Below are 23,043 nucleotides of genomic sequence, written 5' to 3'. Positions count from 1 at the left end.
CGGCCCGGGGCGGCGACACGTTCAGCCGCCCGACTTCATCCAGCCGAACGTCCGCTCCACCGCCCGGTGCCAGTTGTCGTACTCGGTGGCGCGGCGCTCGGGCTCCATGCTGGGCAGCCACTGGGCGGCCCGGTGCCAGTTGCGGCGCAGCCCTTCCAGGTCCGCCCAGTAGCCGACCGCCAGCCCGGCCGCGTACGCGGCGCCGAGCGAGACGGTCTCGGCCACCATGGGGCGGACGACCGGCACGTCGAGCACGTCGGCGATGTACTGCATGAGGAGGTTGTCGGCGGTCATGCCGCCGTCGACCTTGAGGGTGCGCAGTTCCAGCCCTGAGTCGGCGTTCATGGCGTCGACGACTTCGCGTGTCTGCCACGCGGTGGCCTCCAGGACGGCTCTGGCCAGGTGACCCTTGGTGATGTAGGAGGTCAGGCCGACGATGACGCCGCGGGCCTCGCTGCGCCAGTGGGGGGCGAAGAGCCCGGCGAAGGCGGGGACGATGTAGCATCCGCCGTTGTCGTCCACGGTCCGGGCGAGGGTCTCGATCTCGGGGGCGCTGTTGATGAGGCCGAGCCCGTCGCGGAACCATTGGACGAGGGCGCCGGTGATGGCGATCGGGCCTTCGAGCGCGTAGACGGCGGGCTGGTCGCCCACCTGGTAGCCGACGGTGGTGAGCAGGCCGTGGCTGGAGCGGACGGGTTCGTGGCCGGTGTTGAGCAGCAGGAAGCTGCCGGTGCCGTAGGTGCACTTGGCGTCGCCGGGCGCGAAGCAGGTCTGGCCGAACAGCGCCGCCTGCTGGTCGCCGAGCGCGGCGGCGATGCGTACGCCCGGGAGCACGCGGCTGGCCAGGCCGTAGGTCTCGGTGGACGGCCGGATCTGCGGCAGCATGGCGCTCGGGATGCCGAAGAAGTCGAGCAGGTCGGGGTCCCAGGCCAGCGAGGCGAGGTCCATGAGGAGGGTACGGCTGGCGTTGGTGACGTCGGTGACGTGCAGGCCGTCCTGGGGGCCGCCGGTGAGGTTCCAGATGAGCCAGGTCTCCATCGTGCCGAACAGCACGTCGCCCCGTTCGGCTCGTTCGCGCAGTCCCGGGGTGTTGTCGAGCAGCCAGCGGATGCGGGGGGCGGAGAAGTAGGTGGCCAGCGGAAGTCCGCAGCGCTTCTGCACCATCGAGGCGTCGGGGCGGGCGGCGAACTGGTCGACGAGTGCGTCGGTGCGGGTGTCCTGCCAGACGATGGCGCGTCCGAGGGGTGCGCCGGTGCGCCGGTCCCACAGCAGCGTGGTCTCGCGCTGGTTGGCGATGCCGATCGCCACCACCTGGTCCAGGCCGATGCCCGCCTGGGAGAGCGCTTCGGGTGCGATGCGCTCCAGGTTGCGCCAGATCTGGACGGCGTCGTGCTCGACCCAGCCCGGTCGGGGGAAGTGCTGTCGATGTTCGCGTTGCGCCACCGACACCAGGCGCCCTCGTTGGTCGAAAACGATGCAGCGCGTGGATGTCGTGCCCTGATCGATGGACATCACGTAGCGCATGACCATGGCATCCTACCTCGGCAGATGGGGGTGGAGGGGGGTCACCAGCGGGCCGCGCCGAGGTCCCTGGAGACCGCGCGCGCCGCGTCGCGTACGAACGTCACCAGGGCGGCGTTCGGCTGTCCTTTGGTGTCGCAGATGCGTTCGACGGCGCCGGAGATCCCGATGGCGCCGACGACGAGTCCTCCGTGGCCGCGGATGGGCGCGGCGATGCCGGCCTCTCCGATGGTCATCTCCTCGACCTCGACGGCCCAGCCGACCTCGCGGACCTGAGCGACGGTGCGGGCCAGCGCCTTCGGCTGCACGACCGTCCGGCGGGTGAAGGCTTCCAGGACGCCGTCGCCGAGGGCGGCGGCGGCGCCGACGTCGTAGGCGAGCAGGACCTTGCCGAGCGCGGTGGCGTGCATGGGCAGCAGTGCGCCCACGTCGAGTGTCTGCAGGGTGTCGTCGGGTCTGAAGACGTGGTGGACGATGAGGATCTGGCCGTCGAGGAGGGTGCCGATGCGGACGGCCTCGCCGCTGCGGGCGGCCAGCGCGTCGGCCCAGTTGATCGCCCGCGAGCGGAGCTCGTTGACGTCGAGGTAGCTGGTGCCCAGGTGCAGCAGGGCGGCGCCGAGCTGGTACTTGCCCGTCGCCTCGTCCTGTTCGACGAAGCCGACCCGCTGCAGGGTGCGCAGCAGCCCGTGCGTGGTGCCTCTGGCCAGCCCCAGCGCGTTGGAGATCTCACCGAGGCCGAGCCGGCCTGAGCTGCGCGCGATGAGACGCAGGATCGCCGCCGCCCGCTCGATGGACTGAACTGGACCTGGCATGTGCCCGATCGTAGTGTGGCCGACAGGTGTTCGACAATGTCGACACCCATGAGCGGGCAATCTACGCAATCGCCCACAGACGTGGACTTTTGTAGCCTGCGTCATAGTTCTCAGACTCTAACCCGGCGCGGCATCGCTGACTAGTGTTCGACATTGTCGACACCTTGCCGTTGACCCTCCGTTTTCTCTCACCTAGCGTCCACGGCAACCGTGAGGCCGGTCACACCACCTGGGACGACTACTCACGGCGACGGTCCGCTCCCGCTTTCCACCGGGGGAGCACGGCACTGTGAGGAGAGAGAAATGGCCGAACGACTCAAGGCCCGCGGACTGCTCGGTGAAATGGCCGCCGAGTTCGCGGGCACCATGATCCTGATCCTCTTCGGGGTCGGCGTGGTGGCCCAGGTGGCCGCCGCGGGGATCGGCGCGCACGACAGCATCGCGTGGGCGTGGGGCCTCGGCGTCACCCTCGGCGTCTACGTCGCGGCCCGCGTCAGCGGCGCGCACCTCAACCCGGCCGTCACGGTCGCGCTGGCGGTGTTCAAGGGCTTCTCGTGGCGCAAGGTCCTGCCCTACTCGCTGGCGCAGACCGCGGGCGCGTTCGTGGCCGCCCTGATCGTCCGGTTCAACTACGCCGAGGTGCTGGCGAAGGTCGACCCCGGCTTCACCATCAAGACCCAGGGCGTCTTCTCGACGCTGCCCGGCAACGGGACGCTGCCCGTCGGCACGTGGGGCGCCTTCCGCGACCAGATCATCGGCACGGCCATCCTGCTGTTCCTCATCCTCGCCATCACCGACCTGCGCAACTCCTCTCCCGGGGCCAACCTCGCGCCCTTCGTGGTCGGCCTGCTCGTCGTGGCGATCGGCATGGCCTGGGGCACGAACGCCGGCTACGCGATCAACCCCGCCCGTGACTTCGGCCCGCGCCTGGCCTCGTTCCTGACCGGCTACGAGACCGCCTTCCACGACCAGTACGGCTCGCTCTACTTCTGGGTGCCGATCGTGGCCCCGGTGATCGGCGGGCTGATCGGCGCCGGCCTGTACGAGGTCCTGGTCGGCCGGTTCCTGCCGCCCGCACAAGAGCCCGAGGCCGCCCAGCCCGCGGCCAAGCCCGCCTACGAAGCAGTCTGAAACCCCCCAACCCCATCCAGGAGGCACGATCGTCATGGCCGACTTCATCGGAGCCGTCGACCAGGGAACGACCAGCACCCGCTTCATGATCTTCGATCACGGCGGGAACGAGATCGCCCGGCACCAGCTCGAGCACCAGCAGATCATGCCGCAGGCCGGCTGGGTCGAGCACAACCCGACCGAGATCTGGGAGCGCACCCGCGCGGTGATCGAGACCGCGATGAACCAGGCGAACCTCGTCGCCTCCGACCTGGCCGCGCTGGGCATCACCAACCAGCGCGAGACCACGGTGGTCTGGAACAGGGTCACCGGCCGGCCGTACTACAACGCCATCGTCTGGCAGGACACCAGGACCGACCGGATCGCCGCCGCTCTGGACCAGGACGGCAGGGGCGAGGTCATCCGCCGCAAGGCCGGGCTGCCCCCGGCCACCTACTTCTCCGGCGGCAAGATCCAGTGGATCCTGGAGAACGTCGACGGCGTGCGCGAGGCGGCCGAGGCCGGGGACGCCCTCTTCGGCACCACCGACACCTGGCTGCTGTGGCACCTCACCGGCGGCCCCGACGGCGGCGTGCACGTCACGGACCCGACCAACGCCAGCCGTACCATGCTGATGGATCTCGAGACGCTCGACTGGGACGACGAGTTGCTGTCGTTCTTCGGCATCCCCCGGCGGATGCTGCCCGAGATCAAGCCGTCGTCCGACCCCCGCCTGTACGGCACGACCCTGGCGGGCGGGCCGCTCGGCGGCGAGGTCGCCCTGTCCGGCGACCTGGGCGACCAGCAGGCGGCCACCGTCGGCCAGGTCTGCTTCTCGCCCGGCGAGGCCAAGAACACCTACGGCACCGGCAACTTCCTGCTGCTCAACACCGGCCACGAGCCGGTCCGGTCGAAGCACGGCCTGCTGACCACCGTCTGCTACCAGTTCGGCGAGGACAAGCCGGTGTACGCGCTGGAGGGCTCGATCGCGGTCACCGGCTCGGCGGTGCAGTGGCTGCGCGACCAGCTCGGCATCATCTCCGGCGCGGCGCAGAGCGAGGCGCTGGCCGCGCAGGTCGACGACAACGGCGGCGTGTACTTCGTGCCCGCCTTCTCCGGGCTGTTCGCCCCCTACTGGCGCTCGGACGCCCGCGGCGCCATCGTCGGCCTGTCCCGCTTCAACACCAACGCCCACGTGGCGCGGGCCACCCTCGAGTCGATCTGCTACCAGAGCCGCGACGTCGTCGAGGCGATGCGGCAGGACTCCGGCGTCGCCCTCGACGTCCTGCGCGTGGACGGCGGGGTCACCGCCAACAACCTGTGCATGCAGCTGCAGGCCGACATCCTCGGCGTCCCGGTGTCCAAGCCGGTCGTGGCCGAGACCACGGCGCTCGGCGCCGCGTACGCCGCCGGCCTGGCCGTCGGTTTCTGGGAGTCGACTGACGAGCTCAAGCGCAACTGGAACGAGGACCGGCGCTGGCAGCCGACCTGGTCGGAGTCGCAGCGGTCCCGTGGATACGCCGGCTGGAAGAAGGCCGTGTCCCGCACCCTCGACTGGGTCGAGCTGGACTGACTGGCGGATCCGCGGGGGCCGGCCAGGTCCCCGCGGGTCCATCCCTCTGATCGACGCAAGGAGTTCTGCAATGACGTCTGTACCGCTCGGCCCGGCCCACCGCGCCGCCACGCTGCAGAGGATGCATGAGACCGAGTTCGACGTGCTGGTCATCGGCGGCGGAGTGGTCGGGGCCGGAGCGGCGCTGGACGCGGTGTCCCGCGGCCTCACCGTCGCGCTGGTCGAGGCACGCGACTGGGCGGCCGGCACCTCCAGCCGGTCGAGCCGGCTGATCCACGGCGGCCTGCGCTACCTCCAGCAGCTGGACTTCCGGCTGGTCAGGGAGGCGCTCAAGGAGCGCGGCCTGCTGCTGACCCGGCTGGCGCCGCACCTGGTGCGGCCGGTGCCGTTCATGTTCCCGCTGCGGCACCGGGTGGCCGAGCGGCTCTACGTCGGCGCGGGCCTGGCCCTCTACGACGTTCTCGGCGGCGCCCGCACCATGCCCCGCCACCGGCACATGAGCCGCAGGAAGGCGCTGGCGGTGGCTCCCGGCCTGCGCCCCGAGTCCCTGGTCGGCGCCGTCCAGTACTTCGACGCGAAGGTGGACGACGCGCGTTTCACCATGATGCTCGCGCGCACCGCCGCCCAGTACGGCGCCGCCGTCATGACCGGGGCCCGCGTCACCGACCTGGTCCGGGACGGCGCCCGGGTGAGCGGGGCGCGCGTGCGCGACCTGGACAGCGGCGAGGAGATTTACGTCCGCGCCCGCCAGGTCGTCAACGCCACCGGCGTCTGGACCGACGAGACGCGCCAGATGGCCGGCGCCGACGGCAGGCCCACCGTGCAGGCGTCGAAGGGTGTCCACATCCTGGTCCGGCGCGACCGGATCCGCCTCGACACCGGCCTGATCATGCCGACCGAGAAGAGCGTCCTGTTCGTCATCCCCTGGGGACGTCACTGGATCATCGGCACCACCGACACGGCCTGGCGCCTGGACAAGGCGCACCCGGCGGCCAGCGGCGCCGACATCGACTACCTGCTCGACCACGTCAACTCGATGCTGGCCACCCCGCTGGCCAGGGAGGACGTCGAGGGCGTCTACGCCGGCCTGCGCCCGCTGCCGGCCAGGGACGCGGCCAACACCGCCACGCTGTCGCGCGAGCACGCGGTCGCCCGTCCGGCGCCTGGCCTGGTGACCGTGGCCGGCGGCAAGTACACCACCTACCGGGTGATGGCCAAGGACGCCGTCGACATGGCGGTGCGGGAGCTCGGCGGCGCGGTGCCCGCCTCCGTCACCGACCGGCTGCCCGTCCTCGGCGCCGTCGGCTTCGAGACGATGTGGAACGGCCGGCGCCACCTGGCGCGGCGCTACGGGCTGGACCTGGCCAAGGTCGAGCGGCTGCTGCGCCGGTACGGCTCGCTCACGGAGGAACTGCTGGAGCTGGTCGCCGGCGATCCGGTGCTGGGCGAGTGCGTGCCGGGGACCCGCGACTGTCTCAAGGCCGAGGTGGTCTACGCCGTCTCGCACGAGGGGGCCAGACACCTGGAGGACGTGCTGGCCCGCCGTACCCGCATCGCGACCGAGGAGAAGGACCGGGGCCTGGCCGCCGCGCCCGAGGTCGCCGCGCTCATGGCGAGCGTGCTCGGCTGGGACGCGGACGACGTGTGGCGGGAGACCGAGCACCACCGGCTGCACGTCCAGGCCCAGCTCGCGGCCGAGCGGCAGCAGGACGACCAGGCGGCCGACAGCGCCCGGCTGGACGTCCCCGACCGTTCCGCGCTCTCCCGATGAGGGAAGGTCGTGGCGATGAGATGGTCGCGCTCGTCGTGCTGATAGACGTCGTCCTGGCGGCGGCGGGACTGCTGCTGATGTGGCTGTGCACCTGGCCCCTTCCCGGTCGTGCCGTGAGCCGGGCGAGGGCGGCGGTGCGGCGGGCGGCGTCAGCGGTCGAGCCGGTAGAGGCGGAAGAAGTCGTTGGCGACGGGCAGCACGGTGCATCCGCTGAAGCCCGCCTGCCCGGCGTACCGGTCCACGGTGGCGGCCCGCAGCACGGTGCCGACGGCCGCCGACGGCTGCTCGACGAGCTGGGTGGGCAGGCAGTGCGTGACGCTCCAGCCGTACATCATCCGCTCCACCGGGTCGCCGGGCGCGGTGAAGCGGTCGGCCACGCGCTCGTCGGCCACGAGCAGCACGCCGTCGTCGGCCAGCGCCTCGCGTATCGCCCGTAGCGTCTCCACCGGGCGCGACAGGTCGTGCAGGACCTCCATGAGGAGCACCAGGTCGTACGGCCCGCCGTCGCGCAGCGTGGCCGCGTCGGCCCGCACCAGCCGGACGCGGTCGCCGAGACCGGCCTGCTCGGCGTGGGCGCGCGCGTCGGCGATCGAGGACTCGTCCGCGTCCACGCCGTCCACCCGCGCGTTCGGGAAGGCGCGGGCGGCCGCGATGGCGGCCCAGCCCTGCCCGCAGCCGACGTCGGCGATGCGCGGGCGCGGCGCCGACGTCAGCCGTTCGACGACGTCGGGCATGGCGGCGATCCAGGTGGCGGCCAGCTCGTGGGTGAAGGCGGGCCGGTTGATGTGTCCCTGGCCGTGGCGGAAGGCCGTGCCGTACGACTCGTACGGCACGCCGCCGCCGGTGCGGTAGGCCTGCGCCACCTGGGAGATGACGCCCCCGATCCCGGCGAGCATGTGCGCGAACGGCGCGGCGTGCGCCGGATCGTCGGCGTCGACCAGCACCGGGACGTACGCAGGGTCCAGGCGGTAGCGGCGCTCCTCGCCGGGCACGTCCGGGTCGGCCTCCAGCAGCCCGGCGACGGCCTGCTGCTCCAGCCACTCGGCGGCGTAGCGCGGCGCGATCCCGGCCCGCTCGCTCAGCTGCGCCGCCGTCAGCGGCCCGTGCTCCTGGAGGGCCCGGTAGAGGCCGAGCTCGCCCCCCAGGTAGACCGCGAACAGTTCGAGGGCGCCCAGGGTGTTCTCGAAGAGGCGCTCGACGAGCTGGGTGGTGCGGTCGGCGGCGGGTTCGACGCCGGTGTCCAAGGCGTTCATGATGGCGTCCTCCGAGTGCGAAGCCGTGAGCGCCTGGTGAGGCAGGCGCGCGGGATGAGATCGCGTGCGGGGGATCGCGGGCCGGTCGGGGGACAGGCCGCCTGAAGGTCAGGCGTCCCGGCGCGCGCGGTCATCGGTGGGCACCGAAGGTGACGACGAGCTCGCCGTCGCGCTCGTCGACGATGATCGTGGAACCGTCGGCCACGTCGCCGGCCAGCAGCGCCCGGCCGATGCGGGTCTCCACCTCGCGGGCGATGAACCGGCGCAGCGGGCGCGCGCCGTACACCGGGTCGAAGCCCTGCTGGGCGATGAAGCGCCGGGCGCTGTCGGTCACCTCGAGCTTGAGGCGCCGGTCGGCCAGCCGGTCCCTGATGTCGTCGAACATCAGGTCGACGATGCGCTCGATCTCCGCCTGCGTGAGCGGCTTGAACAGGACGATGTCGTCGACCCTGTTGAGGAACTCCGGGCGGAAGTGGCGCCGAAGCTCCGCCATGACGCTCTCGCGGTTCTCCGGCTTGATCTCCCCGTCCGGGGTGACGCCGTCGAGCAGGTACTGCGAGCCGATGTTCGACGTCATGATGATGACGGTGTTGCGGAAGTCGACCGTACGGCCCTGCGCGTCGGTGAGCCGCCCGTCGTCCAGCACCTGGAGCAGGGCGTTGAAGACGTCCGGGTGCGCCTTCTCGATCTCGTCGAACAGGACCACGGAGTACGGCTTGCGCCGGACCGCCTCGGTGAGCTGGCCGCCCTCCTCGTAGCCGACGTACCCGGGAGGCGCGCCCACCAGCCTGCTGACGGTGTGCCGCTCCTGGTACTCGCTCATGTCGAGCCTGATCATGTTCTCGTCGGTGTCGAACAGGCCCTCCGCGAGTGCCTTGGCCAGCTCGGTCTTCCCCACGCCCGTCGGGCCGAGGAAGATGAAGGACCCGATCGGCCGTCGCGGGTCCTTGATGCCGGACCGGGCGCGGATGATGGCGTCGGCCACCAGCTGCACCGCCTCGTCCTGCCCGATGACGCGCTGGTGCAGGATCTCGTCCAGCCGGAGCAGCTTGTCGCGCTCGCCCTCCTTGAGGCGGCTGACCGGGATGCCGGTCCAGCGCGAGACGATCGCGGCGATCTCGTCCTCGGTGACGACCTCGCGCAGCAGCCGGTGCCCGCCCTGCTTGGCCGCCAGCCGTTCCTCCTCGGCCGCCAGCCGGCGTTCCAGCTCCGGCAGCTTGCCGTGACGCAGTTCGGCGGCCAGGTTCAGGTCGTAGGCGCGCTCGGCCTCCTCGGCCTGCTGGCGTACGCGCTCGATCTCCTCGCGCAGCTCCTGGACCTTCTTCAGCGCCCGGCGTTCGGCCTCCCACTGGGCGCGCATGGAGCCGGCCTCGGACCGCAGGTCGGCCAGCTCCCTGCGCAGCGCCTCCAGGCGGGCCGTACCGGCCGGGTCGTCCTCCTTGGACAGCGCGGCCTCCTCGATCTCCAGGCGCATCACCCGCCGGGTCAGCTCGTCCAGCTCCGCGGGCATCGAGTCGATCTCGGTACGCAGCATGGCGCACGCCTCGTCGACCAGGTCGATCGCCTTGTCGGGCAGGAACCGGTCGGAGATGTAGCGGTGGCTGAGCACCACCGCCGCGATCAGCGCGCTGTCCTGGATCTTCACGCCGTGGAACACCTCGAGCCGCTCGCGCAGGCCGCGCAGGATCGAGATGGCGTCCTCGACGGAGGGCTCGTCGACGAGCACGGGCTGGAAGCGGCGTTCGAGGGCGGCGTCCTTCTCGATGTGCTTGCGGTACTCCTGCATCGTCGTGGCGCCGATCATGTGCAGCTCGCCGCGGGCGAGCATCGGCTTGAGCATGTTGCCGGCGTCCATGGCGCCTTCGGCCGCGCCGGCTCCCACCACGGTGTGCAGCTCGTCGATGAAGAGCAGGATCCGCCCTTCCGCGGCCTTGACCTCGTTCAGCACGGCCTTGAGCCGTTCCTCGAACTCGCCCCGGTACTTGGCTCCTGCCACGAGCGAGCCCATGTCGAGGCTGAAGACCGTCTTGTCCTTGAGCCCCTCGGGCACGTCGCCCCGGTGGATGCGCTGGGCCAGGCCCTCGACGATGGCCGTCTTGCCGACTCCCGGGTCACCGACGAGCACGGGGTTGTTCTTCGTCTTGCGGGACAGGATCTGGATGACCCGGCGGATCTCCGCGTCCCTGCCGATCACCGGGTCGAGCCTGCCCGCGGCCGCGTCGGCCACCAGGTCGCGGCCGTACTTCTCGAGCGCCTCGTAGGCGACCTCGGGCATCGCCGAGGTGACCCGCTGGTTGCCCCGTATCGCGGTGAGCGCCTGGAGGAACCGGTCGCGCGTGATGCCGTGCTCGCGCAGCAGCCGCCCACCGGCCGTCTGCGCGCCCTCGTCCAGCAGCGCGATCAGCAGGTGCTCCACCGACACGTACTCGTCCTTGAGCCGGTGCGCCTCCCGTTCGGCCGCGTCGAGCAGGCGGGACAGGCGCTGGGTGACGAAGACCTGGCCGGGGGCCGCGCCCGGCCCGCTCACGCGGGGACGGCGTGCGAGGTCGGCCTCCAGGTCGGCCTTGAGGCGGTCCGCGTCCGCGCCGGCCTGGCCCAGCAGGCGCGGCACGAGCTCGTCAGGGCGGTCGAGCAGGGCCAGGAGAAGGTGCTCGCCGTCGACTTCGGTGTGCCCGAAACGCAGCGCCTTGGTCTGCGCGTCGTGCAGAGCCTCCTGGGATTTCTGCGTCAGGCGGTTGGGGTCCACATCACCCTCCTGTGCGTTGGTCGCGCAGTGCCGCTTCCAGCCGCGCGATGTGCTCGAGCAGGTCCACCACCAGGCCGACGGCGGCGTAGTTCAGCCCGAAGCAGGCGCGCAGCCGCTGGATGCGGCCCGCCAGGGCCACCTGCGAGACCGGGAACCACAGCCGGCCCGCGGCGTCGCGCCGCGCCTCGATCAGGTCCAGGGCGACCAGCCGCCGCGCCAGCTCCGGATGCATCCCGGTGACGCGGGCGAAACCGTCGAGGTCCATCTCCGCCTCGACGGCGGTCCTTCGCACGAGCGCGTAGGTCATCGCGATCTCCTCGGGTCGAAGGACGAGCCGGCGGCCAGCTGCTCGAACAGGCGCTGCTCCTCCGCGGTGAGGCGCTCGGGCACCATGACGCGGGCCTCGGCGTACAGGTCGCCGGGCGCGCCGCGCGGGTTGGGCATCCCCTGTCCGCGCAGGCGCAGCCGGCGGCCGCTCGAGGTGCCCTTCGGCACCCTGACCTTGGCCTCGCCGCCGGGAGTGTCGACCGGTACGGTCGCCCCCAGCGCCGCCTCCCACGGCGTGAGCGGCAGCACGACGCGGATGTCGCGGCCTTCGACGCGGTAGCGCGGATGGTCGACGATCCGGACGATCAGGTAGAGGTCCCCGGCGGGCGCGCCGCTCGCGCCGCGCCCGCCCTGGCCGGCCAGGCGGATGCGCTGGCCGTTCGTCACACCCTGCGGGATGCTGACGTCGATCTGGCGGCCGCCGCCGAGCGTGAGCTTCCTGCGGCCGCCGTGGTAGGCCTCCTCGAGCGTGAGCGGCAGCTCCGCCTCCTGGTCGGCGCCGGGCGCGGGCCCCCACCCCCGGCCCCGCACGCCGCCGAACATCTCGCCGAAGAGGTCTTCGAGGTCCGCGTCGGTCCAGGTCGTCCTGCCGGCCCACTCGCCACCGGGCCCTGCCCCCGCCCCGGCCCCGGCGCCCGCGCGGGCGCGCCGCCAGGTGTCAGGGTCGACGCCCTCGGGGACGCGGCGGAAGTCCTCCCCGAACGCGTCGTAACGGCGGCGCGTCTCCGGGTCGGACAGCACCTGGTAGGCCTCGGAGATCTCCTTGAACCGGTCCTCGGCCTGCGGGTCCTTGTTGACGTCCGGGTGGTAGGCGCGGGCCAGCCGGCGGTAGGCGCGCTGGATGTCGTCCTGGTCGGCCGTCCTGGGGACGCCGAGAGCCTCGTAGAAGTCGCGTGCCATCAGTCGGCCTTCGACACGATGACCGCGGCGGGACGCAGCTGGCGCTCGTCTTCGCCGTACCGGGGACGGACCACCTGGACGACCGTCCCCGGCGGGGCCTCCGTGCCGGCGAGCGCGCCCACGGCCTCGTGGCGGGACGGGTCGAACGCCTCACCGGTGTCGTCACGGCGGGGGAAGCCCAGCCGTTCGAGGAGGGCGAGGGCGTGGTCGCGCACGACCTTGACGCCCTCGACGAGCGCGTCGTCCGGGCCGGCGTGCTGGAGCGCGAGATCGAGGTTGTCGAGGACGGGCAGCCACTGCCTGACCACCCGTGCCCGTTCGAGCTCCGCCTCCCTGGCCGCCCGCTTGCGGACGTTGTCGAGTTCGGCCAGCGCGCGCAGGCGCTGGTCCTCGAGCTCGGACACGCGGGACTCGAGCTGTTCGATCAGCGCCTTGTCGTCGTTCCGGGGTCCGGCGGGCGCGGCGTCGTGCTCGGACATGTCGATCACTCGGGAGTGGTGAACTCGGCGTCGATGACGTCGTCGTCGGCTCCGGCGCCGCCGCCCTGTCCCCGCGCCCCGCCCGGCGACGGGCCCTGACCACCTGCGGCGCCCGTGCCGGCCGCGGCGGACAGGCCGTGGTAGATCTGCTGCAACTCCGAGGTGAGTGAGCGGAGCCGGTCGAGCGACGCCGCCTCCTTGACGGCCTGCCGGGCGTCGGCGACCAGCATCTCCGCACGGGCCTTGTCATGGGCGGCGACGTTCGGCCCGAGCTCGTTCAGGCGCCGTTCGACCTGGTAGGCGACGCTGTCGAGCTCGTTGCGGGCATCCACCAGCTCGCGCAGCCGCAGGTCCTCCGAACGGTTGCGCTCGGCGTCCTTGATCATCCGCTCGACCTCGGACTTGTCCAGCGTCGAGCTCTCGCTGATGGTGATGCGCTGCTCGGCGCCGGTGTCCTTGTCCCGGGCGGAGACGTTGAGGATGCCGTTGGCGTCGACGTCGTAGGTCACCTCGATCTGCGGGACGCCGCGCGGCGCGGGCCGGATGTTCTCCAGCCTGAACCGGCCGAGCACGCGGTTGTCGGCCGCGCGCTCCCGCTCGCCCTGCAGCACGACGACGTCGACCGAGGGCTGGTCGTCCTCCGCGGTGCTGAACACCTCGGTACGGCGGGCGGGAATGGTCGTGTTCCGCTCGATGACCTTGGTCATCACGCCGCCCAGCGTCTCCACGCCCAGCGACAGCGGCGTGACGTCCAGCAGCAGGACGTCCTTGACCTCGCCCTTGATGACGGCGGCCTGGATGGCGGCGCCGATGGCGACCACCTCGTCCGGGTTCACCGACATGTTCGGGTCCTTGCCGCCGGTCAGCCGGCGCACGAGGTTCTGCACGGCGGGGATGCGCGTGGAGCCGCCGACGAGGATGACCTCGTCGATGTCGTCGGCGGTGAGCTTGGCGTCGGCCATCGCCTGCTTGACCGGCTCCAGGCACCGCTCGACGAGGTCGGCGGTGATCTGGTCGAACGTCGACCGCATCAGCGTGGTGTTCAGGTGCTTCGGGCCGGAGGCGTCGGCCGTGACGAACGGCAGGCTGATCGTGGTCTGGGTGACAGAGGAGAGCTCCACCTTCGCCTTCTCGGCCGCCTCGAACAGGCGCTGCAGCGCCTGGGGGTCGCGGCGCAGGTCGATGCCCTCCTGCCGCTGGAACTCGTCGGCGAGGTGGTCGACGATGCGCCGGTCGAAGTCGTCGCCGCCGAGGTGGGTGTCACCCGAGGTGGAGCGCACCTCGACGACTCCGTCCCCGATGGTGAGGATGCTGACGTCGAAGGTGCCGCCGCCCAGGTCGAACACGAGGACCGTCTCGTTCGCCTTCTTGTCCAGGCCGTAGGCCAGGGCCGCGGCGGTCGGCTCGTTGATGATGCGCAGGACCTCGATGCCGGCGATGCGTCCGGCGTCCTTGGTCGCCTGGCGCTGGGCGTCGTTGAAGTAGGCGGGAACGGTGATGACGGCCTCGGTCACCCGCTCGCCGAGATACTTGCCGGCGTCGTCGACGAGCTTGCGGATCACCAGCGCGGAGATCTCCTCAGGCGTGTACTGCTTGCCGCGGATCTCGAAGCGGGCCTCGCCGTTCGGGCCGGGCACGACGTCGAACGACACGGCCGTCTGCTCGCTGCTCACCTCGTCGAAGCGCCGGCCGATGAACCGCTTGGCGGAGTAGATCGTCCCCTTGGGGTTCAGGATCGCCTGCCGTCTGGCCAGCTGCCCGACCAGGCGTTCGCCCTGCTCAGTGAAGGCCACCACCGAGGGCGTCGTGCGCGATCCCTCGGAGTTGGGGATGACGGTGGGTTGCCCGCCCTCCATCGCGGCGATCACCGAGTTGGTGGTACCGAGATCGATGCCGACTGCCTTGGCCATCGGTATGTCTCCCCTCTGGGGTCGCTAGGCGGGGGGCGTCTGGAGCAGTGCCCGCGCGCGCTCGGCGTGCGCGGGGGCGACGAGCACCTCGTACCTGTCGGCCACCAGCTGGCTCGTCGCGACGAAGTCCCTCCGCCCGCCGGTGAACAGGTGCGAGATCAGCCCGAAGACGACACCGGCGATCGCTCCCCAGATCAGCCCCCAGACGATCACGGAGAACATGGACGCCGCCGTCGTCGCGAAGATCGCGAAGAAGATGCCGATCAGCAGGCCGAACCAGGCGCCCGACAGGGCGCCCAGCCCCGCCGCCCGCGGGTAGGTCATGCGGGCGAGCACCTTCTCCAGCAGCTTCAGGCCGGTCCCGACGATGGCGACCTCCCCCACGGGGAAGCGCTCGTCGGACAGCCGGTCGACCGCCCGCTCCGCCTCGAGGTAGCTGCCATAGCCGGCCACCGGTACGTAGCTCGCGATCACGGAGGTGGGTACGGGGCCGGAAGGTGATGTGGTCATTGACCTGGCCTGCCCTTCACTGGAAGTGGAGCGCACTCTTTCGAGGCTTGTCGCGGGCGGCGGGATTGACATCCCCCATTCGGGTAGACCTCTGGGAGCGAGGCAGTGCCGGAGCGAGTGCCGGCAGGAGCAGGCGTGAACGGGGGTGATGCCTGCACCACCTGTTCGATGTCCGGGGGCGGCTCTGCGGAGTATCTGGATGCATGGACGCGAGCGCGAATGGCGCGCAGTCCTCGAGCTCTTCCAAGCGGCTGGACCTGGAGCCGGCGGGGTGCTGCTCCTCGACGGCGGCCTCGGCACGGGCAAGAGCAGGTTCCTCGCCGAGGTCGTGGCGACGGCCACGGAACGCGGCTTCGGGGCCGCGGTCGGGCAGGCCGAGGCGTTCGGCGGGCTCGTCCCGATGGCGCCGCTGCTCGCGGCGTTCGACGAGCCGCCGTCGGAGGCGATCGACTCGCCGGTCGTGCTGGTGGAGCGGTTGCGGGCCCGCGCCGAAGCGCTGGCGGGGATCCGTCCGGTTCTCGTCGCGCTCGACGACCTCCAGTGGGCCGACCCCGCGACGCTCATGGCCCTGAGGACCCTGCAGCGCCAGCTGTCGGCGCTGCCCATCGTCTGGTTGCTGGCCCGCAGCACCTGCGCGCGCAGGACGGAGGCCGAGCGGCTGTTCGCCCTCATGGAGGGTGAGGGCGCCGGCCGCGTCGAGCTCGGCCCGCTGCCCGCCGACGCCGTGGCCGAGCTGATCGCCGGCTTCCTGCCCGCGCCGCCCAGCCGCGAGCTGTCGGAACTGGCCGCCGGCGCGGCGGGCAACCCCCTCCTGCTGACCGAGCTGCTGGCCGGCCTGCGCGACGAGGAGTCGCTCCAGGTCGTGGGCGGGCAGACACGGCTCGTCTCGGGACGGCTGCCTGAGCGGCTCGTGCGAGCCGTGACGCGCTGTCTCGACGGGCTGAGCGGCCCGGCGCGCCAGGTGGTCGAGACCGCCGCGGTGCTGGGCCGCGCCTTCTCACCCGAGGACGTGGCCGACGTGCTCGGCCGGACGCCGGCCGGTCTCCTGCTCGCCGTACAGGAGGCCATCGACGCCGACATCCTCATGGGAACGACCGACGTCCTGGTCTTCCAGCAGGACATCCTCAGGAAAGCCGTCCTCCAGATGCTGCCCCCGCCCCTGCTCCAGGCCCTGCACCACCAGATCGGCGGGATCCTCCTGGAACGCGGCGGCCCCGCCATGGAGGCCGCGCACCTGCTGGTCGGCGGCCACGACGGCTACAGCCGTACCCTGGCCAGGCTGGACCAGGCGGTGGACGACCTGCTGGCCGACGCGCCAGAGGCGGCGGCCGCCGTCGCCCTGCGCGCCATGAACCTGACCGCCGACCACACGCCGCAACGGCTGGCCCGCACGTTGCGCACCGCCAGGGCGATGACCGAGGCGGGGCGGCTGGCGGAGGTCGTGGAGCTGGTCACGCAGGCTCTCATCCAGCCCCTGCAGCCGTCGGGAACGGCACAGCTGCGCAGCGTGCTCGCGGCCACGCTCCTGCTGGGCGGCAAGGCGGCGGACGCGGCGCGGGAGGCGGAGCAGGCGCTGACGGCAGCCGACCTGCCGCGGCAGGCCCGGGACGAGGCGCGGATGGCCATGCTCCAGGCGCAGGCCGGAGCGTACGTGGGGGAGCAGGTCGTGCGGCAGGCCGAGGCCGTCCTCGGCGAGCCTGACCACCACGCCGACGCGCTCCTGGTCACCGCCACCACCCTCCTGGCGGTCGCGAGCTGGGAGGCCGGCCGGCTCGCCGAGGGCATCGGCCTGGCCCGCGAGGCGGTACGGCGGGCCGGCGCGGGCTCGGCGGCGGCCCGCCGTACGCACCCGCGGCTGGCGCTGGCCTCCATGCTGCTCGACGCCGGCCGGCTGGACGAGGCGCGGGCCGTCCTGCGGGCGGCCCGCGAGGAGGTCGAGGTGCTCGGCCACACCGCCTGGACGGCGGGCCCGGCCCTGCTGTCCGCGCGCCTGCGACTGGCCGCCCATCACCCGGCCGAGGCGGTGGACGCGGCGGAGGCGGGCCTGCTGGCCGCCGACGCGCTCGGCACGCACCTGTTCTCCGCGGTCGGCGCGGCGGTGCTCGGCGCCGCCGCCCTGCGCCGGGGAGACCTGCGGGAGGCGGCCGCCCAGGTGGAGGGCGAGCACGCGCGGCTCGCGTGCTACGCCGGGTCCCAGGGGAGCATCCGCTGCGCGCTGCTCGCCGCCCAGGTCATGGAGGCGCAGGGCCATCCGCGCCGCGCCATGGCGTCGCTCGCCGGCGTCTACCCCATGATCGAGCGCAACCGCGCCCTCCTCGTCCTGGATCCGACCACCGCGGTCTGGCTGGTCCGCCTGGCGTTGCGGGTGGACGACCGGCCGCGCGCCGAAGCGGTCACCACGGCGATCGAGAAGCTGGCCGGCGACAACCCGGACGTCGTCCTGGCGGCGGCCGCGGCGGCCCACGCCCGCGGCCTGCTGGACGGCGACGTGCAGAGCCTGTCCGTCGCGGTGGACCTGGCCGCCGACGCCTACGCGCGGGCGTCGGCCAGGGAGGATCTCGGGGTGGCGCTCGCGCCCTTGGCGCGCGCCGACGAGGCGATCAGCACCTTCACCGACGCGCTCGCCGGATACCAGGCGACCGGAGCGGCCAGGGACGCCGCCCGGGTGCGCAGCCGGCTGCGCCTGCTGGGCGTACGGCACCGCCACTGGGCCCGCACCGATCACGCGAAGCTCGGCTGGGACAGCCTGACCGGCACGGAGAACTCCGTCGCCCGGCTGGTCGCCCAGGGGATGACCAACCGGCAGGTCGCCCAGCAGATGTTCATCAGCGCGCACACCGTCGCCTTCCACCTGCGGCAGATCTTCCGCAAGCTGGACATCGGCTCGCGCGTCGCCCTGACCCGCTTCGTCGTCGAGGAGGACCGTCTGCACGACCGGTCCCAGCGGTCCCAGGACTAGGCGCAGGCCGCCGGTGCGGTTCAGAGCGTCAGGACGACCTTGTTGCACTCGTCCTGCTTGTTCTTGAAGAGCTCGAACCCGCGCGGTGCCTCCTGGAGCGGCAGGTGATGGGAGATGACGAAGCTGGGGTCGATCTCCCCGTCGCGGATGCGCTCCAGCAGCGGCTTCATGTAGCGCTGCACGTGACACTGGCCGGTGCGCAGGGTCAGGGACCGGTTCATCAGCGCGCCCATCGGGAACTTGTCGAGCAGCCCGCCGTAGACCCCGACGACCGACACCACCCCGCCGCTACGGCAGGCCAGGATGGCCTCGCGCAACGCGTACGGACGTTCGGTCTCCAGCCGGGCGGCCTGCTTGGCCCGGTCGTAGGCGTACATGGCGGGAGTGGGGTGGTGCGCCTCCATGCCGACCGCGTCGATGCAGGCGTCGGGCCCGCGCCCGCCGGTCATGTCGCGCAGCGCGTCGAGGACGTCGACCTCCTCGTAGTCGAGCGGGAGCGCGCCGGCCCGCTCGGCCCGCCTGAGCCGGTAGCCGAACCGGTCGATGCAGATGACCCTGTCGGCGCCCAGCAGGTAGGCGCTGAGCACGGCGAGCTGGCCGACCGGCCCCGCACCCCAGACGGCGACCGTGTGGCCCGGCTTGATGTCGCACATCTCCGCGCCCATGTAGGCGGTCGGCAGGATGTCGGACAGGAAGAGCACCTTGTCGTCCGGCAGGCCGTCCTCGATCTTGATCGGCCCGACGTCGGCGAACGGCACGCGCGCGTACTCCGCCTGGCCGCCGGCGAAGCCGCCCAGCATGTGGGAGTAGCCGAAGATGCCGGCGGTGGCGTGCCCCATGAGCTTCTCGGCCATGCCGGCGTTGGGGTTGGAGTTCTCGCACACCGAGTACAGCCCGTCCTCGCAGGCGAAGCAGTTGCCGCAGGCGATCGGGAACGGCACGACGACCCGGTCGCCGGGGCGCAGGTTCGACACGCCGGAGCCGACCTCCACGACCTCGCCCATGAACTCGTGGCCGAGGATGTCGCCCTTCTTCACCGTCGGGACGTAACCGTCGACCAGGTGCAGGTCGGAGCCGCAGATCGCGGTGGAGGTGACGCGGACGATCGCGTCGCGCGCGTTGAGTATCACCGGATCCGGCACGTCGAGCACCTCGACGGTGTTGCGGCCCGTGTAGCAGTTGGCCTTCATGATCGTCCTCCCACCGGTTGGGCGGGACGCTGCCTGCGTTGCCGCGGGGCGTGGGTGCCCTCGGGGCTGCCCTCGGACCGGAGCACCTCGCCCGTCTCCAGGATCTGCTTGAGGCGGCGCAGGTCGTCGCGGATGCGCTGCTCGGGATGCTCGCCGAGCATCCTGGCGACCGCGGCGCCGAGCGCGCGGCCCGGCCGGCCGTACCGGAGGGTGTACTCGACGACCGTGCCGCGCCCGGCGGGGCCGTCGGCGAAGCGCGCCGAGCCGCTGGCGGTGACGGACCGGCCGGGGGACGTCCAGGCGATCAGCTCGCCCACGCGGTCCTCGACGATCTCGGCCACCCACGACAGGTCGGCGGTCGGTCCCTTGCCCTGCCACCGCGAGCGGCGCTCGTCGAGCGGCTGCACCGACTCCAGGTGGGTCATGAACCTGGGCAGGTTGTCCAGGTCCCGGCAGAATCGGTAGACCAGGTCGCGCGGCCGGTTGACGGTGATCGAGGCGTGGATGGACAGCGGTTCCCTGCCGGAGCGCAGGCTGTCCAGCGTGGTGAACAGGTCGAGGGCCGTGATGCCGCCGACCGCGGCGGTCGCCGCCGCCAGCCGGCGCCGGTCGTCGCCCGAACGGGTGGTCATGGCCTTGCCCAGCAGCGCCAGGTCCAGCGCGTCGCCGGCCACCCGGGTCCAGGCCCATCGGGCAGGCCTGCGGCTGCCCAGCAGCAGCGCGGCCTGCACCAGCTCGCGCGCGCCGGCCGCCTTCGTCACCGCCTTCGCCGACGGGGAGCCGTCGATGCCGCTGACACGGCGGACGGCGTCCGGAGCGAGGAGGTGTGTCGCCCCCAGCCCCAGGCTGACCCACCCGAGCACCCGGGCGAGCTTGTCGGTTCTGTGGTGTTCATGTCGCGACATAGCCGATTGCTTCCGTTCTGTCGGGCGGTCGGGTGACGCGTCCGGTTTGGTGGGGATCTGCACCCTGAGCCCCCTGCCCGCCCGGTGGGTGTCAACCGTCCAGGTCTCGCCAAATGCCGTCCCCGATTCCGCCAACTCCGGCACCGCCCGGCCCCAGAAAGGCGGCCGATCCAGCGCCGCGGCCTGGCCTCAGCCGGTCCGGGAGAGCTGGGCCTCGAACATCCAGGCCTGCTTCTCCAGGTCGGCGGAGACGTCGATGAGGATGTCCTGCGTGACCGGATCGGCCTCGGCCACCGCGTCGATGCGGGCCCGCATGAGCTCCCCGACGCGGCGCAGCATGGCCACCGTCCGGCTCACGACGGTGTCGTCGGACAGCCAGCCGGCCTCGTCGGCGTCGGTGACCTCGCTGACCGCGACGGTCTTGGCGCGGCCGTCCGGGTTGACGCCGATGGCGGCGGCGCGCTCGGCGACGGTGTCCGCATGCGTGCGCGCGACCCCGACCACCTCGTCGAGCTGCAGGTGGATCGACCGGAACCGCGCGCCGACGAGGTTCCAGTGGTACTGCTTGGCGGTCAGGGAGATGTTGATGAGGTCGACCAGCGCTCCTTGCAGCGCGTCACCCGTGAGCTTGCGTTCGGAGTCCCCCAGCGGGCTCGTGATAACGGCCATGATCGCTGCCTCTTTCCTGTCTCCGCGATGCGTCGTCCTGCTACCCGGCCGGTCCCTGGACAACCACCCGGGGTCGCCGGCGTCCTGTTCTGCCACCCCCTCGGCGGCCTTGGGGGTCCGCGGCACGCTCAGGCCGCGGCCTTCTCGTAGACGCGCACGAGCTCGCGGCTGACCCGGTCCCAGGCGTACCGGGCGTTGGCGCGGTCGGTCCCGGCGAACCCCATCGCGGCCCGTCGCGTGGGGTCGGCCAGCAGCCGCCGGATCAGCCAGGCGGCCTCCGCGGGCCGGTCCGGTGCCACCAGCAGGCCGGTGACACCGTCGACCACGGAGTCGAGGTGGGTGCCGACGGCGGAGGCGATGACGGGGATCCCGCAGGCCATGGCCTCCAGGGCGACCCGCCCCTTGGGCGCCTGGTGCGGCAGGCTGAGCACGATGTCGCTGCCGCGCATGAGCTTGGGCATCGACGCGTGAGGCACCTGGCCGAGGAAGGTGACCCGGTCGGCGACGCCGTACCGCTGGGCCATCCGGCGGAGCTCGGTCAGCTCCGGGTCGTCGGCCAGCCGCTCGGGCGCCGGGCCGCCGGCGACGACGAGCTCGACGTCGGGCACCGCGCGCAGCGCGTTCAGCGCGGTGTGCGCTCCCCGGTCGGGCGCGAGCGAGCCGACATGGAGCAGGCGCCCGCGTGACTGCCGGGCCTCGGCGACCGGGCGGCGGCGGAACCTGTCCACCTCCACGCCGTACGGCACCACCTCGATGCGCTCGCGCGGCACGCCGGACCTGACCAGGCTCGACCGCTCCTCCTCCGACCGGGCCACCACGGCGTTCGCCCGCCTGCCGAGCGCCCGCTGCAGCTTCAGCTGCCCGGCGGCGTCGCCGCCCCGGCGGTGGAGGAACGTCTGCGCCACCGGCAGGCCCAGCCCGCTGCTGCCGGCCATGGCAGCCAGGCCGCAGGTCCAGGCGTGCGCGTGGACGACGTCGGGACGGTCGGCGGTCCACTGCCGGCGCAGCGAGTCGCCCAGCTCGGCCAGGTACGGCGTGAGCTCCTCGGAGGTCAGCTCACGCGCGGGACCGACCTCGAGGTAGCGGACGGTGACGCCCTTGCCGATGCGCGCCGCGGGCCTGGCGTCGCTGCTGCGGCGGCTGTAGAGGGTCACGTCGTGGTCACGCCCCAGTTCCCTGGCGACGGACAGCAGCTCGGCGCGCTTGGCGAGGGATTCGGCGGCGACAATGGCGATCTTCATGGCACACCCGTTCGAGGAATGACGAACGAAAAAGGGGTGTGCCTGCGTCTTAGGCACCGCCGTGGAGGCAGAAGATTTGTACCACGATCCCGCCGGATCCCAAACCTCGAAATTCATCTGAATCTTGATGATTGAACCGCTCGAAGGTGGGGCATACTCGGCGCCATAAGTCCAGCAGAGGGCTTGACCGCCGTTGAGGCGAGGTGTGCCCCTGCGCGGATTCATTCTGGCGGGCCGCCTGCATCCCCTTTCTGAAGGAGTAGCACCGTGACCGTCCAGAATGTCGTTCGCGCCGATGACGTGACCGCCGAGGACCTCCTCGAGGAGATGGCCCGGCCAGAGACGTCCCCCGCGGATCGTGAGCGGCTGTGCGAGCGCCTCGTCCAGATGCACCGGCCGCTGGTCCTGGAGATCACCCGGAAGTACCGCTACCGGGGCGAGCCGTACGAGGACATCCTCCAGGCCGCCTACCTCGGCCTCATGAAGGCGATCAACGGTTTCGACGCCTCGCTCGGCCACGCGTTCAAGGGCTACGCCGCCGTCACCATGAGCGGCGAGGTGAAGCGCCACTTCCGCGACCGCGCCTGGGCCATCCGGGTGCCGCGCGTCTACCAGGACCGCCGCGCCGAGCTGAACCGGCTGGTCGGCGAGCTGACGCAGGAGCTCGGCACGTCGCCCACCGTGGCCCAGCTCGCCGAGCGGATGAACATCTCGCAGGAGGACGTCCTGCTCACGCTCGACGCCTCGGCGGCCTACAGCACGCTGTCGCTCGACGCCCCGGTCGGGTCCGCCGGTGGCGACGACGTCGCCTCCCTCGGCGAGATGATCCCCGACGAGGACGGCGCCCTCGCCACCCTGGTCGACACCGAAGCGGTCAGGCCGCTCATCGACGCCCTGCCCGACCGGGAGCGGAACATCCTGCTGCTGCGCTACTTCGGCAACATGACCCAGGCCGAGATCGCCGAGGAGTTCGGCATCTCGCAGATGCACGTCTCCCGGATCCTTCGCAAGGTCCTCGACCAGCTCCGCGGCGAGCTGACGGCCGCCGTGTAGGCGGCCCCCGCACGCCGGGGCAGGGGCGACGGGCCGCGGCCGGCCGGACGGCACCCGACGGGCCCCGCGATCGGCCGGGCGGGCACCCGGCGGGCTCCGCGATCGGCCGGGCGG

The 23,043-nt window shown here is 72.1% G+C and carries 18 protein-coding genes; 5 read left to right on the top strand and 13 right to left on the bottom strand.

What is annotated here, in order from left to right:
- Positions 1-21: 21 nt before the first annotated feature.
- Positions 22-1,530, bottom strand: a complete 1,509-nt coding sequence (gene glpK, locus ACWENQ_RS16900; protein ID WP_452414932.1) for a glycerol kinase GlpK — start codon at positions 1,528-1,530, stop codon at positions 22-24.
- A 35-nt stretch (positions 1,531-1,565) separates the two neighbouring features.
- The gene (locus ACWENQ_RS16895; protein ID WP_354908084.1) at positions 1,566-2,333 is read right to left on the bottom strand and encodes an IclR family transcriptional regulator; all 768 of its coding nucleotides are present in this window, start codon (positions 2,331-2,333) and stop codon (positions 1,566-1,568) included.
- Between the two features lie 303 nt (positions 2,334-2,636).
- Here ACWENQ_RS16895 and ACWENQ_RS16890 point away from each other — a divergent pair, with 303 nt between their 5' ends.
- The 3 genes from ACWENQ_RS16890 to ACWENQ_RS16880 all read left to right on the top strand — a co-directional run bounded on the left by ACWENQ_RS16890 (position 2,637) and on the right by ACWENQ_RS16880 (position 6,787).
- On the top strand, positions 2,637-3,464 hold the full coding sequence (locus tag ACWENQ_RS16890) for an MIP/aquaporin family protein (RefSeq protein WP_449918837.1): 828 nt from the start codon (positions 2,637-2,639) through the stop codon (positions 3,462-3,464).
- A gap of 34 nt (positions 3,465-3,498) precedes the next feature.
- A complete protein-coding gene (glpK, locus tag ACWENQ_RS16885; RefSeq protein WP_449918838.1) occupies positions 3,499-5,016 on the top strand; it encodes a glycerol kinase GlpK in 1,518 nt (505 codons plus the stop codon).
- A gap of 70 nt (positions 5,017-5,086) precedes the next feature.
- Positions 5,087-6,787 (top strand): glycerol-3-phosphate dehydrogenase/oxidase, encoded by a 1,701-nt coding sequence (locus tag ACWENQ_RS16880; RefSeq protein WP_452414930.1) that lies wholly within the window; start codon positions 5,087-5,089, stop codon positions 6,785-6,787.
- A gap of 149 nt (positions 6,788-6,936) precedes the next feature.
- On the opposite strand, the gene ACWENQ_RS16875 is transcribed toward ACWENQ_RS16880, so the two are convergent.
- From ACWENQ_RS16875 to ACWENQ_RS16845, 7 genes are all read right to left on the bottom strand, one after another.
- Positions 6,937-8,040: a methyltransferase domain-containing protein gene (locus tag ACWENQ_RS16875; protein ID WP_452414928.1), complete on the bottom strand. Its 1,104-nt coding sequence runs from the start codon at positions 8,038-8,040 to the stop codon at positions 6,937-6,939.
- A 130-nt stretch (positions 8,041-8,170) separates the two neighbouring features.
- Entirely contained in the window at positions 8,171-10,786 is a 2,616-nt protein-coding gene (gene clpB / locus ACWENQ_RS16870; protein ID WP_449918844.1) for an ATP-dependent chaperone ClpB, read from the bottom strand.
- Position 10,787: 1 nt separating this feature from the next.
- Entirely contained in the window at positions 10,788-11,093 is a 306-nt protein-coding gene (locus ACWENQ_RS16865) for a chaperone modulator CbpM (RefSeq protein WP_354908092.1), read from the bottom strand.
- Positions 11,090-12,013 carry a DnaJ C-terminal domain-containing protein gene (locus ACWENQ_RS16860; protein ID WP_452414927.1) on the bottom strand — a complete coding sequence of 308 codons (924 nt, stop codon included), beginning with the start codon at positions 12,011-12,013 and terminating at the stop codon, positions 11,090-11,092. Before ACWENQ_RS16860 ends, ACWENQ_RS16865 begins: the two co-directional genes overlap by 4 nt.
- Positions 12,013-12,492 (bottom strand): nucleotide exchange factor GrpE, encoded by a 480-nt coding sequence (locus tag ACWENQ_RS16855; RefSeq protein ID WP_452415031.1) that lies wholly within the window; start codon positions 12,490-12,492, stop codon positions 12,013-12,015. Before ACWENQ_RS16855 ends, ACWENQ_RS16860 begins: the two co-directional genes overlap by 1 nt.
- A gap of 5 nt (positions 12,493-12,497) precedes the next feature.
- Complete coding sequence (gene dnaK, locus ACWENQ_RS16850; RefSeq protein ID WP_452414925.1) at positions 12,498-14,402, bottom strand: molecular chaperone DnaK; 1,905 nt, start codon at positions 14,400-14,402, stop codon at positions 12,498-12,500.
- A 24-nt stretch (positions 14,403-14,426) separates the two neighbouring features.
- The gene (locus ACWENQ_RS16845) at positions 14,427-14,912 is read right to left on the bottom strand and encodes a general stress protein (protein WP_449918851.1); all 486 of its coding nucleotides are present in this window, start codon (positions 14,910-14,912) and stop codon (positions 14,427-14,429) included.
- A 199-nt stretch (positions 14,913-15,111) separates the two neighbouring features.
- Here ACWENQ_RS16845 and ACWENQ_RS16840 point away from each other — a divergent pair, with 199 nt between their 5' ends.
- Entirely contained in the window at positions 15,112-17,871 is a 2,760-nt protein-coding gene (locus ACWENQ_RS16840; protein WP_452414923.1) for a LuxR C-terminal-related transcriptional regulator, read from the top strand.
- A 20-nt stretch (positions 17,872-17,891) separates the two neighbouring features.
- On the opposite strand, the gene ACWENQ_RS16835 is transcribed toward ACWENQ_RS16840, so the two are convergent.
- The 4 genes from ACWENQ_RS16835 to ACWENQ_RS16820 all read right to left on the bottom strand — a co-directional run bounded on the left by ACWENQ_RS16835 (position 17,892) and on the right by ACWENQ_RS16820 (position 21,876).
- Positions 17,892-19,061, bottom strand: coding sequence for a zinc-dependent alcohol dehydrogenase (locus ACWENQ_RS16835; protein WP_354908099.1), 1,170 nt, complete (start codon positions 19,059-19,061; stop codon positions 17,892-17,894).
- Positions 19,058-19,966: an SRPBCC family protein gene (locus ACWENQ_RS16830; RefSeq protein WP_452414922.1), complete on the bottom strand. Its 909-nt coding sequence runs from the start codon at positions 19,964-19,966 to the stop codon at positions 19,058-19,060. The genes ACWENQ_RS16835 and ACWENQ_RS16830 overlap by 4 nt, the downstream gene beginning before the upstream one ends.
- Before the next feature lie 189 nt (positions 19,967-20,155).
- The gene (locus ACWENQ_RS16825) at positions 20,156-20,635 is read right to left on the bottom strand and encodes a Dps family protein (RefSeq protein WP_452414921.1); all 480 of its coding nucleotides are present in this window, start codon (positions 20,633-20,635) and stop codon (positions 20,156-20,158) included.
- Positions 20,636-20,763: 128 nt separating this feature from the next.
- Positions 20,764-21,876 carry a glycosyltransferase gene (locus ACWENQ_RS16820; protein WP_452414920.1) on the bottom strand — a complete coding sequence of 371 codons (1,113 nt, stop codon included), beginning with the start codon at positions 21,874-21,876 and terminating at the stop codon, positions 20,764-20,766.
- Between the two features lie 267 nt (positions 21,877-22,143).
- Here ACWENQ_RS16820 and ACWENQ_RS16815 point away from each other — a divergent pair, with 267 nt between their 5' ends.
- Positions 22,144-22,929 carry a SigB/SigF/SigG family RNA polymerase sigma factor gene (locus tag ACWENQ_RS16815; protein ID WP_449918861.1) on the top strand — a complete coding sequence of 262 codons (786 nt, stop codon included), beginning with the start codon at positions 22,144-22,146 and terminating at the stop codon, positions 22,927-22,929.
- Positions 22,930-23,043 lie beyond the last annotated feature (114 nt).

The sequence above is a fragment of the Nonomuraea sp. NPDC004354 genome (assembly GCF_053602555.1).
This window is presented reverse-complemented; position numbering and strand designations above follow the sequence as displayed.

Coding starts and splice junctions, on each gene's coding strand:
- ACWENQ_RS16855 (WP_452415031.1), bottom strand. CDS start 12,492: ATGTCCGAGCACGACGCCGCGCCCGCCGGACCCCGGAACGACGACAAG.
- ACWENQ_RS16820 (WP_452414920.1), bottom strand. CDS start 21,876: ATGAAGATCGCCATTGTCGCCGCCGAATCCCTCGCCAAGCGCGCCGAG.
- ACWENQ_RS16860 (WP_452414927.1), bottom strand. CDS start 12,013: ATGGCACGCGACTTCTACGAGGCTCTCGGCGTCCCCAGGACGGCCGAC.
- ACWENQ_RS16835 (WP_354908099.1), bottom strand. CDS start 19,061: ATGAAGGCCAACTGCTACACGGGCCGCAACACCGTCGAGGTGCTCGAC.
- ACWENQ_RS16845 (WP_449918851.1), bottom strand. CDS start 14,912: ATGACCACATCACCTTCCGGCCCCGTACCCACCTCCGTGATCGCGAGC.
- dnaK (WP_452414925.1), bottom strand. CDS start 14,402: ATGGCCAAGGCAGTCGGCATCGATCTCGGTACCACCAACTCGGTGATC.
- ACWENQ_RS16865 (WP_354908092.1), bottom strand. CDS start 11,093: ATGACCTACGCGCTCGTGCGAAGGACCGCCGTCGAGGCGGAGATGGAC.
- ACWENQ_RS16840 (WP_452414923.1), top strand. CDS start 15,112: ATGCATGGACGCGAGCGCGAATGGCGCGCAGTCCTCGAGCTCTTCCAA.
- ACWENQ_RS16825 (WP_452414921.1), bottom strand. CDS start 20,635: ATGGCCGTTATCACGAGCCCGCTGGGGGACTCCGAACGCAAGCTCACG.
- ACWENQ_RS16830 (WP_452414922.1), bottom strand. CDS start 19,966: ATGTCGCGACATGAACACCACAGAACCGACAAGCTCGCCCGGGTGCTC.
- glpK (WP_449918838.1), top strand. CDS start 3,499: ATGGCCGACTTCATCGGAGCCGTCGACCAGGGAACGACCAGCACCCGC.
- glpK (WP_452414932.1), bottom strand. CDS start 1,530: ATGGTCATGCGCTACGTGATGTCCATCGATCAGGGCACGACATCCACG.
- ACWENQ_RS16880 (WP_452414930.1), top strand. CDS start 5,087: ATGACGTCTGTACCGCTCGGCCCGGCCCACCGCGCCGCCACGCTGCAG.
- ACWENQ_RS16875 (WP_452414928.1), bottom strand. CDS start 8,040: ATGAACGCCTTGGACACCGGCGTCGAACCCGCCGCCGACCGCACCACC.
- ACWENQ_RS16895 (WP_354908084.1), bottom strand. CDS start 2,333: ATGCCAGGTCCAGTTCAGTCCATCGAGCGGGCGGCGGCGATCCTGCGT.
- ACWENQ_RS16890 (WP_449918837.1), top strand. CDS start 2,637: ATGGCCGAACGACTCAAGGCCCGCGGACTGCTCGGTGAAATGGCCGCC.